A 15,153-nucleotide genomic window follows, 5' to 3' on the forward strand; every position below is an offset into this window, starting at 1 on the left:
TGAAAAATAATGCCTGATCCTGATAGTCAGTGGTTAATAATATTGATTTTAAAAGTTAGTGTGATCATTCTAAGTTTATGTTTAGGATTATTTGCGAGTTTGAGTTATGCAGTTATTACGAAGATCGGTGAACAAGAATTAAATCACTGGAAAAGTGATAGCGTAAAAATTCGTGCTAAAATTAATTTTTTAGGCAAAAATTATATTAAGAAAATAACATCTTTAAAAGTAGCCCAAGGATTTTTTACAATGATGGCCATTGTTATTTTAAATCAAACGTTGGAAGAACATATTTTAATGAGTCATCCAATTATTGTGTTTGTGATTGATGTTATTTTGTATCTGTTGATTATTCGTTTGTTTACTCGACTAACCCAAAATAATCATAAAGTTAAATTGAACAAAATTGTTACTATGAGTAATGTTTTAGTCCGATTATTTTATCCAGTAGTTTCTGTAATGTTGAAAAATGAAGAAAATAAAACTGCTGATAAAAATGATGAAGTTCAAACACCAACGAACTGGACTGATATTGTTGATTTAATTAAAGAAGGGCGTGCAACTGGCGAGTTAGATCATGATGAATTTGAAATGATTAATGGTGTGTTAACTTTACACGAAAAGATGGCGCGTGAAGTGATGGTGCCCAGAATCGATGCTGAAATGATTGATATTCAAAATGATAATCAACGTAATATTGATGATATTTTAGAATCACGTTATTCTCGTTTTCCAGTTTATAGTGAAGATAAAGACAATGTTTTAGGTGTTGTTCACGTTAAGAATTTAGCTAAGCAAGCATATGCTTCTGGTTTTGATCGTTTAACGATTCGGAAATTATTACAACCAGCACTTTTTGTTCAAGAAACCATTACATTAGATGAGTTAATGTATAAAATGAAAGAAACACAAAATCAAATGGCAATCTTGTTAGATGAATATGGTGGTGTTGTTGGATTAGTGACATTGGAAGATTTATTAGAAGAAATTGTTGGTGAAATTGAAGATGAATCCGATATTCCTTTTGAATCATATTACCGGTTAGCTGATAATAAATTTTTAGTTCGGGGACGGATGTTGCTAGTCGATTTTAATACCGAGTTTGGGACTAATTTAAAAATGAGTGATATTGATACAGTCGCTGGTTTTATTATTGGTAAGAGTGAAACAATCCCAGAAGTTGGGCAAAAATTAACTGTTGAAACAGAAGACGGTGTTGTTTTAGAAACATTAGAAGTTTTAGAAGATACGCAAATTACACGTGTGAAAGTAACTTTACCACCGAAATATGTGCAGCTCTTAAATGAAAAAGAACAAAGTAAATTAGAATTACGCGATAAAATGGAAGTCGGATTAGAATAAGAAAATCGTTGCAAGCTGATTTTCAATTCGGTAGTATAGTTTTTGACGTAAATTTGTAAGATATATAAGTGAGGAAATAATGAATAAAGAAAATTTAAAAGAAGCAGTTGAAAAAAGAAGAACATTTGCGATCATTTCTCACCCGGATGCGGGTAAGACAACGATTACAGAACAATTATTACTTTTTGGTGGTGTTGTTCGTGAAGCAGGGACAGTTAAAGCGCGTAAAACAGGGAATTTTGCAAAATCTGACTGGATGGAAATTGAAAAGAAACGTGGTATTTCTGTTACAAGTTCTGTGATGCAATTTGATTATGCAGGTAAACGTGTCAATATTTTAGATACACCAGGACACGAAGATTTCTCAGAAGATACATACCGGACTTTAATGGCGGTTGACTCAGCAGTGATGGTGGTGGATTCTGCCAAAGGGATCGAACCACAAACGAAAAAACTTTTCCAAGTATGTAAAATGCGTGGTATTCCAATTTTTACATTTATTAATAAATTAGACCGTGATGGTCGGGAACCGCTAGATTTATGTAATGAATTAGAAGAAGTTTTAGGAATTGAATCATATCCAATGAATTGGCCAATTGGGATGGGTAAAGGCTTAAAAGGTTTATATGATATTTATAATAAACGAATTGAGTTAACAACTCCGGATGAAAATGGTGATATCTATGTAGACTTAAATGAAGATGGTGAAATTGAAGGCGATCATTCATTAAAAGAAGATAGTATTTATGATCAAGTTTTAGAAGAAGTTGAATTAGTTAAAGAAGCTGGTAGTGAATTTGATGCAGATAAAATCGCTAAAGGTGAGTTAACTCCAGTCTTCTTTGGATCAGCTTTACGTAACTTCGGTGTGACAACATTTTTAGATGCTTATTTACAATTTGCACCAGCACCAGGAAGTCACATGACAGAAGCTGGGACAGAAATCGCACCAGCGGCACCTGAATTTTCTGGATTTATTTTCAAAATTCAAGCAAATATGAACCCACGTCACCGTGATCGGATTGCATTTATTAGAATTTGTTCGGGTGAATTTGAACGTGGGATGGATGTTAATTTAAGTCGCACAGGCAAAAAATTACGTCTATCTAATTCTACACAATTTATGGCAGATTCCCGTGAAACATTAGAAAATGCGGTTGCTGGTGATATTATTGGTTTATATGATACAGGTAACTTCCAAATTGGTGATACAATTTATACTGGTAAAGATAAAATTCAATTTGAAAAATTACCACAATTTACACCAGAATTATTTGTGAGTGTTCAAGCTAAAAATGTTATGAAACAAAAATCATTCCATAAAGGAATCGAACAATTAGTACAAGAAGGTGCTGTGCAACTTTATCAAAGTTATAGTACTGGTGAATATATTTTAGGTGCAGTTGGTCAATTACAATTTGAAGTCTTCCAATTCCGGATGGAAAACGAATATAATTCAGAAGTAGTTATGACACCAATGGGTAGTAAAATTGCTCGTTGGATTAATCCTGAACAACTTGATGAAAAAATGTCGAGTTCACGTAACTTGTTAGTGAAAGATCGTCAAGGAGCACCACTCTTCTTATTTGAAAATAAATTTGCAGAGCGTTGGTTTAAAGATAAATACCCTGAAGTTGAATTAACAGCTAAATTATAAAAAAAGAAAGCCACAACTCATTGAGTTGCGGCTTTTTTTAAAGGAGAATGGATAACAATCACAATTGGCATAATTCAAATCGTTATCGCAATTCTCCAGTTAGTTAAAGGTTAATTCGTAAGAGGGTAAAGGCTTAATTACAAGCCTTTATTCCTTATATATTAAATTATATCATAGACAACTATGGATAAAAAAGCATTGGTAATTATTATTACTATTCAAACAATTGTATTAGTATTGCAATTAATTTCACTTTTAAAATAATAGGATGTAGTTAAAATGGCTATATCTAAGATTTAGTTGATATTGAAATATTAGTCGATGCAAGACGTGAGTTTCTAAACGAAAAGGACAGTTAATACTGTCCTTTTTTTGTTACTAACTGATACATTTTTTATGCTTTTAAACATGTATAAACGTTGTTGTATCAAGATTTTCGCGGTATTTTAACGGCTAGGATTTAATGATGGGTAAATTTCAAATAGTTTTGTAAAGTCCAACCTTGCTCGTTGACTTTAAACCAGTTGAGACCATCATTTTCGATATAAGCTGTTAAAGTAACTTTAGTATCATGTGGAATGGTTGTAATACGTGCCCCAAAAGGTTTGTCGTATAAAGCTAAATCTTTTTGAGGAACATAGTCAATTTTTGCTTTTTGATTGATTTTGATTTGACCAGGTGTGTTTGGTAAATCAGTTAAAGTATGATTGTTGAAATGTGGTGTAGAAATTTCGGTAAATTTTGGATTTTCTAAAACCCATAAATTTCCACCTAAACAATGCCACCATTGATCATTTGCTAATTTTACTGAACCAAATGTTTGCCAAACTGTAGTTTTTGCCAAAGTTACAGCAACTTGATTGCCATTGGGATTATCATAACAAGTTGTGAAATCGAGAATTTTGATATATTTAATCACATCATCTACTTCTACCCAATCGGCATTGCGATAAAAATAAGTCACGAATTGTTGTTGGAGTTTAAAGGTGCCTGATACTGGACCTTTAGCTCGAACTAAAACGTAATCTGGAATGGTCGGAGAAGTTAATTGATAACTTTCATCCAATGTTCCTGTGATAAATTCAGGATCACGTAAAGCTTTGAAATTATCAACATCTTTACAGAAAAGCCAGATATTTCCGGCGATTTTTTTGGCATAAGTTAAAACGATAACACCATAAGGAGCCACGAATGAACGAGTGAATCCGGACATGTTGACTAAATCGTAATTTTTGAAATCATAAAATTTAAATTGAATTAAATCACCTTGACGACCAGAAATCAGTTGTGGTGAACAGAGTGCTTTTTTGTGTTCATCTTGATAAATAACTAAAACAGTTGCATTGATTTTTTTGATAGGTGTTTTTTTAGTTATTTTGACCTCAGTTTTGCTTGTAACAGTTGTTTGGACTGCAGTTTGAGTATCTTTATGTATAATTTCTTTTTGGAAACGAGGTGTACCTGACTTGGTATGAACGAGTTCTTTGTGAGAAATTGGAGGATGAACAGGTTCTTTTTTGGCGGTGTTGTTTGTGCCAAAAACTTTTTTAATAAAATCAAATAATGCCATGAAAATTCCTCCTTTATAAATAATTAACTAATCTTATTAATTATAACTTAAAAAAGCTATAAAAGACAAAAGAAAAGAGGGGAACTTGCATGCTAATTAAACCTTTTGTAAAATTAAGGAAAGTCACAAGATAGAAAGAAGTCTAAAAATGGAAAAAGATTATCGAAAATTATTAGAAGATTTGTATCATAAAAAAATTGAATATTTAGATATTTCAGCAGAAGAATATATGCAGTTTCAAAAAGAATATGTTAACTTTGAATATCGGAAAAATATTTTAGGTAAAGCTCAAAAAAGAGGCGGTGCACGTTTTTATTTAGTCCACTAAATAAAGGCTTAGACCGCCTTTTATATCGAAAAGTATTAATATGAAAAGGAATAAAATCTTGAATTATATATAAAATCGTGTTAATATTTTTTTATCGAGAGTATTATTTTATCTTATAAAATGTAAACGTGTTCGTGAAATTTTATAGCTGATAAAAATCGATATTCTAAAAATTTTTTATTATCAAAGGAGAATGATTTTAATGGAAAAGAAAGATTTTCACGTAGTCGCAGAAACAGGTATCCACGCACGTCCCGCAACATTATTGGTGCAAACAGCTAGTCGTTTTAGCTCAGATATCACATTAACATTCAATGATAAATCAGTTAACTTGAAATCTATCATGGGTGTTATGTCATTAGGCGTAGGTCAAAACTCTGATGTAACAATTACTGTTGAAGGCGATGATGAAGCAGAAGCAATGGCTGCAATCGTTGAAACAATGGACAAGGAAGGACTTGCAGGCTAATTATGAAAAAGTTAAAGGGAATTGCTGCTAGTGATGGAATTGCTACAGCGAAAGCATATATGCTTGTTCAACCGGATTTATCATTCGAAACAACAAGTATTGAAGATCCAGAAGCTGAAATTGCACGTTTAGATGCAGCTGTAGCAGCTTCAAAATTAGAACTTGAAGGTATTAAAAAGAAAGCTAGTGAAAATTTAGGGGAAGAAGAAGCACAAGTTTTCGAAGCACACCTTACAATCTTATCTGATCCAGAATTATTTGGACAAATCAATGCCAAAATTACTGGTGAAAAAGTTAATGCAGAAGCAGCTTTAAAAGATGTTACTGATATGTTTATCGGTATGTTTGAAGCCATGGAAGATAACCCATATATGCAAGAACGTGCTAGCGATATTCGCGACGTTACAAAACGTGTTATGGCACACTTGTTAGGTGTAAAAATTCCTAATCCAGCATTAATTGATCAAGAAGTAGTTATTATTGCTCATGATTTAACACCATCTGATACAGCTCAATTAGACCGTCGTTTTGTGAAAGGTTTTATTACTGATATCGGTGGGAGAACATCTCACTCAGCTATTATGTCAAGAACTTTAGAAATTCCAGCGATTGTTGGTTCTGGTTCTGCAACAGCTGATATTGAAGATGGTCAAACAATTATTATTGATGGTATCAACGGTGAAGCTATTATCGAACCAACTGAAGAACAAATTACAGAATATCAAGCTAAAGCTGCTGAATTTGCTGCTTTAAAAGCTGAATGGGACTTATTAAAAGAAGCTCAAACACTTACACTTGATGGTAAAGAGTTCATTTTAGGTGCTAACATTGGTACACCTAAAGATGTTGTTGGCGCTAATGATAATGGTGCTGAAGCTGTTGGTTTATTCCGTTCTGAATTCTTATATATGGATGCAAGCGAATTACCAACTGAAGAAGAACAATTTGCAGCTTATAAAGAAGCTATTGAAGGTATGGAAGGCAAACAAGTTGTTGTCCGTACAATGGATATTGGTGGGGATAAAGACTTACCATATTTACCACTTCCTGCTGAAGAAAACCCATTCTTAGGTTTTAGAGCTGTGCGTATTTCTTTAGAACGTCAAGACATTTTTAGAACACAATTACGTGCTTTATTACGTGCATCAGTTTATGGACGTTTAGCTGTAATGTTCCCAATGATTGCTACAGTGCAAGAATTTAAAGATGCTAAAGCTGTTTTTGAAGAAGAAAAAGCTAAGTTAGTTGCAGAAGGAATTGCTGTTTCTGATGATATCGAAGTAGGTATGATGATGGAAGTTCCTGCTGCTGCAATGATTGCTGATAAATTAGCTAAATATGCTGATTTCTTTAGTATTGGAACAAATGATTTGATCCAATATACAATGGCTGCAGACCGTGGTAATGAACGTGTATCTTATCTCTACCAACCATATAACCCATCAATTTTACGTTTAGTTAAGAACATCATTGATGCTTCTCATGCTGAAGGTAAATGGACAGGTATGTGTGGTGAAATGGCCGGCGATCAATTAGCTGTTCCATTATTAGTTGGTTTGGGATTAGATGAATTCTCAATGAGTGCAACATCAATCTTGAAAACAAGAAGTTTGATGAAACGTTTAGATACTAAGAAGATGGAAGAACTTGCTCAAAAAGCCGTTAATGATTGTGAAACAGCTGAAGAAGTATTGGCTTTAGTTGAAGAATACACAAAATAAACGAGAATTAATCTACTAACTTTTTGTGAGCGTATTGCTAGTGTATTTACAAAAAAGCGATATAATAAATTTGTAGTTAAGAACAGATGTTAAAGTCAAATTTAGGAGATGTTTTGATATGAAGATTTTTATCGATTTTTGGAAACCTAAAGAAGCTTGGTTAAAATTATCTAAAGCTGAACGTGAAGCATATATGGAAAGTGTTGGACCTGTGATGGCCGAAATGGACAAAAAAGGTGCAATTACTGAAGCATGGGGAGTTAATGAAGATAATTCACCACAACGAGCAGATTATGGATTTTTTGCAATTCAAAAATTCCCATCTGATGAAGTTATGGAAGAGTTTAAGAGTCTTTTAGTACAAACTAAATGGCACGATTATTTTGAACAAAAAAATCTTGCAGGTGAAAATACAGATCCTGAAATTATTATTGGCAAAATGATCGATCTTTAAAAAATTAATTAAATAATAATTAATGATAAGGCGAATGAAATGTTAGCAATGGCATTTTGTTTGCCTTATTTTTTGAAATAAAAGTAAAGGATGATGAATCATGCGAATTTGTGATTTTAGTAGTGATTTAAAAACACAACCTACAAGCAAAATGCAAAAAGCTTTAAAAGAAGCGCAAAATAACCCAGATCAGCAAGTTGTGACGCAGTTAGAAAAACGAGCAGCAGAAATTTTACATAAAGAAGCTGCTTTATTTGTTTCTTCAGGTACTTTGGCAACACAATTGGCTTTAGTAGCGCAAAGTCAACCAGGGGATGAAATTTTAATTAGTGATGATAGCTATTTAGCTTTTAGCCAAGCTGGTGTAGATACTATCTTAGCTGATATCAGTTATCAAGAAATGTATTTTGTTACAGGAGTTCCAGATGTAGTGCAAATTGAAAACTATTTGAAAAAACATCCTAAAATTAAAGTTATTTCTTTAGAAAATGCATTGTTTAATGGTGAAGTTATGGATGTAGTTAGCGGAGAGCAGATTTATCAATTGGCACAACGTTATCAAGTTAAAGTTCATATAGATGGAGCGCGTTTGTTTAATGCGGCGTTAGCTTTAGGTGTAGATATTGGTACGTTGACGAAAGATGCGGATACGGTAGCGTGTTGTTTAGCGAAAGGTTTATGCGCTCCTAGTGGTGCTTTGTTGGCCGGTTCACGAGAAGTTATCCAAAGAGCTAAACAAATTCAACGTAAATATCAGGCGAGTGATTATCCCGCAGCAGTTTATGCAGCAGCAGGATTAATAGCTTTAGAAGAAATGCCCCAAGAATTGAAAAAAGATCATGCCAATGCTCAATATTTAGCCGCAGAATTAGCGAACTTAAAGAATGTAGTTTGTGATATACAACAAGTGAAAATTAATTTGGTTTTTGGTGAATTTTTAATAACAGATCGAAAAATCTCTGAATTAGAACACGAATTAGCGTTAAATGGTTTTAAAGTGGGATCTTTGGAAGATGGTAAGTTTCGCTTTGTTACTAACCATGATATCAATCGGGAAGATGTTAAAAAGTTAGTAGCAATTATTCAACGTGTAGTGGATGAATAGGGTGATTAAAAAAGTTATAAAAAAGTAAACAAAGTTCGGTTATATTGAATTCAGAGATAAAAAAACATATAATTAAAGTTAATTGATTAAATGAGGGAGGAAGCGAAAAAGATATGAATATTGGGATTTTTACGGATACATATTACCCTCAAGTTAGCGGTGTCGCAACTTCAATTCGAACTTTATCACAAGAATTACAAAAGCAAGGACATCAAGTTTATATTTTTACAACAACTGATCCGAATGTTGATAAAGAACATGAAGAAAAAAATATTTTTCGTTTTGCAAGTATTCCATTTGTATCCTTTACAGATCGACGGATTGCTTTTCGGGGATATTTTCAAGCATATCAAATCGCAAAAGATTTAGATTTGGATATAGTGCATACACAAACTGAGTTTTCGATGGGATTGATTGGGAAATCAGTCGCTAAACATTTAGAAATTCCTTGTGTGCATACGTATCATACAATGTATGAAGATTATTTACATTATATTGCCAAAGGTAAACTTTTAAAGAGTAGTCATGTGCAAATGATGACACGGACTTTTTGTGCTCATTTGAATGGTGTAGTTGCTCCAAGTGAAAAAGTAGTAGCAACATTACAACGATATGGTATTGATATTCCGATGCAGATTATTCCAACGGGGATTAATATTACTAAATTTCAAGAGTTACAAGATTGGCAAGGTTTACGTGAAAAATATCAAATAACTCCAGACCAACCAGTAATTTTAACTTTGAGTCGTTTAGCGTATGAAAAAAATATTAATAAATTAATTTCAGCATTTAATAAAATTCAAAAAACAATACCGGAAGCTCGGCTGATCATCGTTGGTGATGGCCCAGCTCGTGATTCCTTAGAAGAACAAGTGGTTGATTTAGAATTAACTGATAAAGTTATTTTTACTGGTGAGATTAGTAATGATGAAGTAGCTGCTTATTATCAAATGGCTGATTTGTTCGCATCCACTTCAAAATCAGAATCACAAGGTTTGACTTATATTGAAGCGTTGGCTGCTGGATTATATGTTTTAGCAACAGAAAGTCCATATACTAATGAATTATTAGATGATGAAAGTTTAGGTGCGGTATTTACTGATCAAGCTGATTTAATTGCTAAGGCCAAAGCTTACTTGCAACATCCTGCAGATTATCAAAATCAAAAGGTTCGGAACGAAAAATTACATTTAATCTCAGCAGAGTATTTTGCTGAACAAGTGCTAGCTTTTTATCAAGCTAGTCAAGATAATTTTGCTAAGAAAGAAATAGAAAATAAAACAGAATAATGAAAATGTAAGGGAGATTTTATGTTAAATATTCATATGTTTTCATCAGCAACGAAAGTTAAAGGTCAAGGTGTCGGTAGCGCATATTTAGAGTTGATTAAGTTATTACGGACGACTTTTCCGCGTGAGATGGAAATAAAAATTAATGATTTTCAAAAATCAGATATTAGTCATTATCATACAGTTGATTTTAAATTTTATTTATCAACATTTACGAAAAAAAGAGGATGCAAAGTGGGGTATGTGCATTTTCTTCCAGAAACATTAGAAGGTAGTTTGAAATTACCAGGTATTAGTAAAACGATTTTCAATAAATATTTAATTAGTTTTTATAAACGAATGGACCAATTAGTAGTTGTTAATCCGAGCTTTATACCTAAGTTAATGAATTATGGAATACCTGAAGAAAAAATTACTTATATTCCTAATTTTGTAGCTAAAAGTGATTTTTACCCTAAAAGTGCACCAACACAACAATATTTGCGAAAGCAACATGGTTTTGATCCTAATAAATTTATTGTTTTAGGTGTTGGGCAAATTCAAGAAAGAAAAGGTGTGGCTGATTTTATTGAATTAGCACGGCGTATGCCGGATGTTCAGTTTGTCTGGGTTGGCGGTTTTTCTTTTGGTCGAATTACAGATGGTTATGCAGAACTGAAAAAGAAAGTCGATAATCCGTTACCGAACTTGTTTTTCCCGGGAATTGTTGATCGCGAAAAAATGAATGATTATTATAATATGGCTGATTTATTCTTGTTACCATCGTATAATGAGTTGTTTCCGATGAGTATTTTAGAGGCGTTTAGTAGTGAAACACCAGTTTTAGTACGTGATTTGGAATTGTATCATGCTGTAATTGCAGATTATTATTTAGCTGCTCAAGATTGTGATGATATGGAAGTTAAAATTCGTGATTTACAAGAACATCCAGAAAAGATGCAAGATTTGCAACAAAAAGCGCAAGCAGCTGCTAATTATTATTCCGAAGAACGATTAGCTAAAATCTGGTTAGAGTACTATCAAAGTTTAAGCAAAGGTAAATAAATATGACGCGAAAAAATAAAATTAGTTTAGCGTTAATTATGTTAGTGAGTTGCTTAATTGTAGTTTATTCGATGCGAGACATTCCTTTTAAAGTTTTATTAGGTAATTTAGCGACTTTAAATTGGTGGTGGGTTGGCGTTGCGATTGGCAGTATGTTGCTGTCGATTGTGTTAGAAGGTTTAGTTGTTAAAAAATTACTTGGTCCAGGAGTATCACAATTCACGTTGAAAGATGCTTTGCGGATCCCGGTGATTGAACAATTATTTAACGGGATTACACCGTTTGCGACTGGTGGTCAACCGGCACAATTATTAGCTTTAATGCAATCGGGAATCGAAGCGGGAAAAGCGACATCGGTATTGTTGATGAAATTTGTCGTTTATCAAGCAATGATTGTTTTGAATTTTCTCTTTTGTTTATTGATTGGTTTTGATGCTATTAAAAATAAAGTTCAAGTTTTAGCATGGTTAGTTATCTTAGGGTTTGTAATTCATTTTTTAGTGATTTTTATGTTGCTAATGATTATGTACTATTATAATTTTACAAAAGCATTTTTATTAAAATGTTTAGCTCCGTTGAAATGGTTAAAAAAAGAAGAACTTTATCATAAGTGGAAAAAAATTATAATTCAAAAAGTGGATAGTTTTTATGCGGAAAGTATCCGGTTGAAAAATGATTATAAGTTAATTGTAAAAGTTAGTTGTTTGACGTTGATTCAATTATTCTTTTATTATATTATCCCGTATTTTATTTTATTGGCGTTAGGTGTCAGTCATACTAATGTGATTAAGGTCATGATTATGCATGTTTTAATCGTAATGATTATTTCGTTGTTTCCGATTCCGGGAGGAGTTGGAGGAGCTGAGTATAGCTTTACTTTAGTATTTTCAGCTTATTTAACAGTGCCGAGTAAGTTGGTTTTAGCGATGTTATTATGGCGGTTGATTACGTATTATATGGTGATGTTTTTAGGGATTGTAGCTTTAGGCATTAAACCGAAAAAGATTACTGTAAAGGGAAATAGTAGCGCAATAGATTAAATTGTGCTTAAATAGTCAAAGTAAAACTTTATTTATAGAACAATAGTCTGTTAAAATAAAGCGTAAGAATTAAATTTTATGGAAGATAATAAGGAGAACAACAAATAAATGGATAACTCAAAATTAGTAGCTGTAATTACACGCCTTGATTCAATGGTTAAAGATAACGGAGAAGAAGTAGTATCACGCCGTTTTGAACATAATGGAACAATTAAAGCAGTTGTTTACTATGATCCAACAACAACAACATTTACTTTAGAAGATCCAGAAACACATCAAAGTTTTGAATTTGATAATATTGATTTAATTGCAATTGAAATCTTCGAACTTTTAGATGATTAATTAAAAAAATTATTAAATATTCGTAAATTAGCTCTTATCAGTTTTGATAAGAGCTAAATTTGCAGTATTATGAATATTATTAAATAAATGGAGGCAACAAGATGCGTTCTGCATTCAATAAATTAAGGGCCGGACTTAATACAAAAGCTGGCTTTTTTACATTAGTCATGATTTTATTTTGGCTAAAAACGTATTTAGTATATATTACTAAATTTACTCTAGGGATTAATGACCAAATGCAAAAGTTTCTTTTAATCCTTAATCCGATTCCCTTAGGTTTGTTACTTTTAGGAGTGGCTTTATATTTCAAAGGTAAAAAATCTTATTGGTGGATGATGATTTTAGATACAATTCAATCAATTTGGTTGTTTTCTAATATTTTGTATTATCGGGAATTTTCTGATTTTCTATCATTTGGGATTATTAAATCATCAGGATCAGTTTCGAATAATTTAAGTTTGAGTATTGCGGAAATTTTACATAAAACAGATTTCTTAGTGTTTTTAGACGTTATCATTTTATTGATTTTGTTATTGACTAAATTGATCAAAGTGGATCCGCGTCGTTTGAAATTCCGTTATTCCATCGGTGTCACAGTGGCAGCACTGGTTTTATTAGGTGTGAATTTAGGTTTATCTGAAAAGGATCGTCCACAGCTATTAACACGTACATTTGACAATAATTATATCGTTAAGTATTTAGGGATTGATTTTTATGCGGGGTATAACGCTTATCAAACGCATAAACAAAGTGCTACACGGGCAAATGCTTCTAGTGAAGATTTAAAACAAGTTGAAGCATTTTTAGATAAGCACCGGACTATGCCTAATATGAAATATTTTGGAAAAGCTAAAGGTAAAAATGTTTTTGTTATTCACTTAGAAAGTTTCCAACAATTTTTAATTGATTATAAAGTGAATGGCAAAGAAGTTACACCTAATTTGAATAAGTTTTATGCTAATAAGAATACATTATCCTTTGACAACTTTTTCCATCAAGTTGGACAAGGGAAAACATCTGATGCTGAAACAATGTTAGAAACATCTTTATTTGGATTACCATCAGGATCTGTTATGACTTCTTATGGGACTAATAATACATTTGAAGCTTTACCAGCATTATTAGATCAACGAGGATATACCACTGCTTCATTCCATGGTGATGTAGGTAGTTTCTGGAATCGTGATAATACGTATAAATCATGGGGATACAAATATTTCTTCAGTGAAGATTATTATCAAAATAAGACTAATTATAGTATTGGATATGGTTTGAAAGATAAAATCTTTATGGATCAATCGATTAAATATATCGAAAAACTTCCACAGCCGTTCTATGCTAAATTAATTACAGTTACAAACCACTATCCATATGAGTTAGATAAAGCTAACCAAACGATCGAAAAAACAACTACAGGTGATGCAACGGTCGATGGTTATGTGCAAACTGCACATTATTTAGATCAATCTTTTGGCGAATTTTTAGATTATTTGAAGAAAACAGGATTAGATAAAACATCTATGATTGTGGCTTATGGTGATCACTATGGTATTTCTAATAACCATAAAAAAGCTATTGCTGATTTATTGCATAAAAAAGAAGTTGATAGTTATGATTTAGCTATGTTCCAAAAAGTACCATTTATGATTCATTTCCCAGGCTTAAAAGGTGGGATTAATCATACTTATGGTGGTGAAATTGATGTTATGCCGACTTTACTGGATTTAATGGGTATTAAAGATACGCATATGATTCAATTTGGGCATGATTTATTAGCTAAAGATCGTAATCAAACTGTAGCATTTAGAAATGGTGATTTTGTGTCGCCAACATTTAGTAAAATTGGCTCAACTATTTATAATGCTCAAGGTGAAGTGGTTACTGATAAATTAACACCTGAACAAGCTAAAGAAGTTAAAGAACAAGAAAATTATGTGGATGATGAATTAAGTTATTCAGATAAAGTTGTGACGGGAGATTTATTACGTTTCTATAAACCAACTGGATTTAAGAAAGTTAATCCGGGTGATTTCACGTATAATTACAAACGTGCTATTAAGATGTTAAATAATGAAAAACATAAAAAAGATAGTGTGTTAGCGCAACATGGTGGAAAAACAACCCAAAACATGTTCCATACAGATGCTCCAGAATTAAAATAATTGTTATTAAAACCGATGCAGATTGCATCGGTTTTTTTAATAGAGAAATATATTTTGCAAAAAAATAAAAAAACTTAAAAAAGTGCTTGACCATAAGTTTAAAAGTTGTTATTATAGTTCTTGTCGTTGAACGGCGGTTGTAAAAATCGGATGTTGATGACATAAAAAACTTTTAAAAAGTGCTTGACTTTATAAAAAAGTTTTGATAAAATTTTAAACGTTGATTACTTGATAAGTGAAACGTTTAAAAGATAAATAAAAAAACTTTTAAAAAGTTCTTGACTTTATAAAATGTAATTGATATACTAATTAAGTCGTTTCGCAAGAGCGATTAATTAAAAAGTAGATCTTTGAAAACTGAACAAAGTTTCGACAAACCAAATGTGTAGGGTCTCTTGTTTTAAACAAGAGCAACAAACATTTGCGAAGTCAATTCGCTAGTAAAAAATAATGAGTCACAAATTCAAATTGAGAGTTTGATCCTGGCTCAGGACGAACGCTGGCGGCGTGCCTAATACATGCAAGTCGAGCGCAAAGTTTTATCACCGGATGCTTGCATCCACCGATAAAACTTTGAGCGGCGGACGGGTGAGTAACACGTGGGTAACCT

13 protein-coding genes and 1 rRNA gene are annotated in these 15,153 nt (G+C 32.3%); 13 read left to right on the top strand and 1 reads right to left on the bottom strand.

All coding sequences use genetic code 11. The annotated features are described in order from the left end of the window. The first annotated feature begins 9 nt into the window (after positions 1 to 9). Together G540_RS0101415 and G540_RS0101420 are read left to right on the top strand one after the other, a co-directional pair. Positions 10 to 1,362, top strand: coding sequence for a hemolysin family protein (locus G540_RS0101415; RefSeq protein WP_035463482.1), 1,353 nt, complete (start codon positions 10 to 12; stop codon positions 1,360 to 1,362). Positions 1,363 to 1,441: 79 nt separating this feature from the next. Then, on the top strand, positions 1,442 to 3,019 hold the full coding sequence (locus tag G540_RS0101420) for a peptide chain release factor 3 (RefSeq protein WP_027106554.1): 1,578 nt from the start codon (positions 1,442 to 1,444) through the stop codon (positions 3,017 to 3,019). Between the two features lie 460 nt (positions 3,020 to 3,479). Here the strand turns inward: G540_RS0101420 and G540_RS06835 are convergent, their stop codons facing one another. Continuing rightward, on the bottom strand, positions 3,480 to 4,589 hold the full coding sequence (locus G540_RS06835; RefSeq protein WP_051188912.1) for a MucBP domain-containing protein: 1,110 nt from the start codon (positions 4,587 to 4,589) through the stop codon (positions 3,480 to 3,482). A gap of 148 nt (positions 4,590 to 4,737) precedes the next feature. On the opposite strand from G540_RS06835, the gene G540_RS0101430 reads away from it, so the two are divergent. The 11 genes from G540_RS0101430 to G540_RS0101480 form a co-directional block, all read left to right on the top strand. After that, complete coding sequence (locus G540_RS0101430; protein ID WP_027106555.1) at positions 4,738 to 4,917, top strand: hypothetical protein; 180 nt, start codon at positions 4,738 to 4,740, stop codon at positions 4,915 to 4,917. Positions 4,918 to 5,119: 202 nt separating this feature from the next. Further along, positions 5,120 to 5,386 (top strand): phosphocarrier protein HPr, encoded by a 267-nt coding sequence (locus tag G540_RS0101435; protein WP_027106556.1) that lies wholly within the window; start codon positions 5,120 to 5,122, stop codon positions 5,384 to 5,386. Next, complete coding sequence (gene ptsP, locus G540_RS0101440; protein WP_027106557.1) at positions 5,386 to 7,107, top strand: phosphoenolpyruvate--protein phosphotransferase; 1,722 nt, start codon at positions 5,386 to 5,388, stop codon at positions 7,105 to 7,107. Before G540_RS0101435 ends, ptsP begins: the two co-directional genes overlap by 1 nt. A 118-nt stretch (positions 7,108 to 7,225) precedes the next feature. Continuing rightward, positions 7,226 to 7,561, top strand: a complete 336-nt coding sequence (locus G540_RS0101445) for a DUF6616 family protein (RefSeq protein ID WP_027106558.1) — start codon at positions 7,226 to 7,228, stop codon at positions 7,559 to 7,561. 100 nt (positions 7,562 to 7,661) lie between these two features. Then, on the top strand, positions 7,662 to 8,666 hold the full coding sequence (locus G540_RS0101450; RefSeq protein ID WP_027106559.1) for a threonine aldolase family protein: 1,005 nt from the start codon (positions 7,662 to 7,664) through the stop codon (positions 8,664 to 8,666). Positions 8,667 to 8,779: 113 nt separating this feature from the next. Next, positions 8,780 to 9,955, top strand: a complete 1,176-nt coding sequence (locus G540_RS0101455; RefSeq protein WP_027106560.1) for a glycosyltransferase family 4 protein — start codon at positions 8,780 to 8,782, stop codon at positions 9,953 to 9,955. Between the two features lie 21 nt (positions 9,956 to 9,976). Next, positions 9,977 to 10,999, top strand: a complete 1,023-nt coding sequence (locus tag G540_RS0101460; RefSeq protein ID WP_027106561.1) for a glycosyltransferase family 4 protein — start codon at positions 9,977 to 9,979, stop codon at positions 10,997 to 10,999. 2 nt (positions 11,000 to 11,001) lie between these two features. Continuing rightward, positions 11,002 to 12,039, top strand: coding sequence for a lysylphosphatidylglycerol synthase transmembrane domain-containing protein (locus G540_RS0101465; RefSeq protein ID WP_027106562.1), 1,038 nt, complete (start codon positions 11,002 to 11,004; stop codon positions 12,037 to 12,039). A 108-nt stretch (positions 12,040 to 12,147) separates the two neighbouring features. Next, positions 12,148 to 12,381 (top strand): YkuJ family protein, encoded by a 234-nt coding sequence (locus G540_RS0101470; RefSeq protein ID WP_027106563.1) that lies wholly within the window; start codon positions 12,148 to 12,150, stop codon positions 12,379 to 12,381. A gap of 101 nt (positions 12,382 to 12,482) precedes the next feature. Then, on the top strand, positions 12,483 to 14,543 hold the full coding sequence (locus G540_RS0101475) for an LTA synthase family protein (RefSeq protein WP_027106564.1): 2,061 nt from the start codon (positions 12,483 to 12,485) through the stop codon (positions 14,541 to 14,543). Between the two features lie 464 nt (positions 14,544 to 15,007). Then, positions 15,008 to 15,153 (top strand): 16S ribosomal RNA (locus G540_RS0101480); the annotation flags it as partial.

The sequence above is a fragment of the Ligilactobacillus ceti DSM 22408 genome (genome assembly GCF_000423245.1).
Classification (GTDB): domain Bacteria; phylum Bacillota; class Bacilli; order Lactobacillales; family Lactobacillaceae; genus Ligilactobacillus; species Ligilactobacillus ceti.

Bases quoted from the DNA above. Each gene is read 5' to 3' on its own strand.
- G540_RS0101470 (WP_027106563.1), top strand. From the start codon at position 12,148: ATGGATAACTCAAAATTAGTAGCTGTAATTACACGCCTTGATTCAATG.
- G540_RS06835 (WP_051188912.1), bottom strand. From the start codon at position 4,589: ATGGCATTATTTGATTTTATTAAAAAAGTTTTTGGCACAAACAACACC.
- G540_RS0101415 (WP_035463482.1), top strand. From the start codon at position 10: ATGCCTGATCCTGATAGTCAGTGGTTAATAATATTGATTTTAAAAGTT.
- G540_RS0101435 (WP_027106556.1), top strand. From the start codon at position 5,120: ATGGAAAAGAAAGATTTTCACGTAGTCGCAGAAACAGGTATCCACGCA.
- G540_RS0101465 (WP_027106562.1), top strand. From the start codon at position 11,002: ATGACGCGAAAAAATAAAATTAGTTTAGCGTTAATTATGTTAGTGAGT.
- G540_RS0101455 (WP_027106560.1), top strand. From the start codon at position 8,780: ATGAATATTGGGATTTTTACGGATACATATTACCCTCAAGTTAGCGGT.
- G540_RS0101460 (WP_027106561.1), top strand. From the start codon at position 9,977: ATGTTAAATATTCATATGTTTTCATCAGCAACGAAAGTTAAAGGTCAA.
- G540_RS0101420 (WP_027106554.1), top strand. From the start codon at position 1,442: ATGAATAAAGAAAATTTAAAAGAAGCAGTTGAAAAAAGAAGAACATTT.
- G540_RS0101430 (WP_027106555.1), top strand. From the start codon at position 4,738: ATGGAAAAAGATTATCGAAAATTATTAGAAGATTTGTATCATAAAAAA.
- G540_RS0101450 (WP_027106559.1), top strand. From the start codon at position 7,662: ATGCGAATTTGTGATTTTAGTAGTGATTTAAAAACACAACCTACAAGC.
- G540_RS0101445 (WP_027106558.1), top strand. From the start codon at position 7,226: ATGAAGATTTTTATCGATTTTTGGAAACCTAAAGAAGCTTGGTTAAAA.
- G540_RS0101475 (WP_027106564.1), top strand. From the start codon at position 12,483: ATGCGTTCTGCATTCAATAAATTAAGGGCCGGACTTAATACAAAAGCT.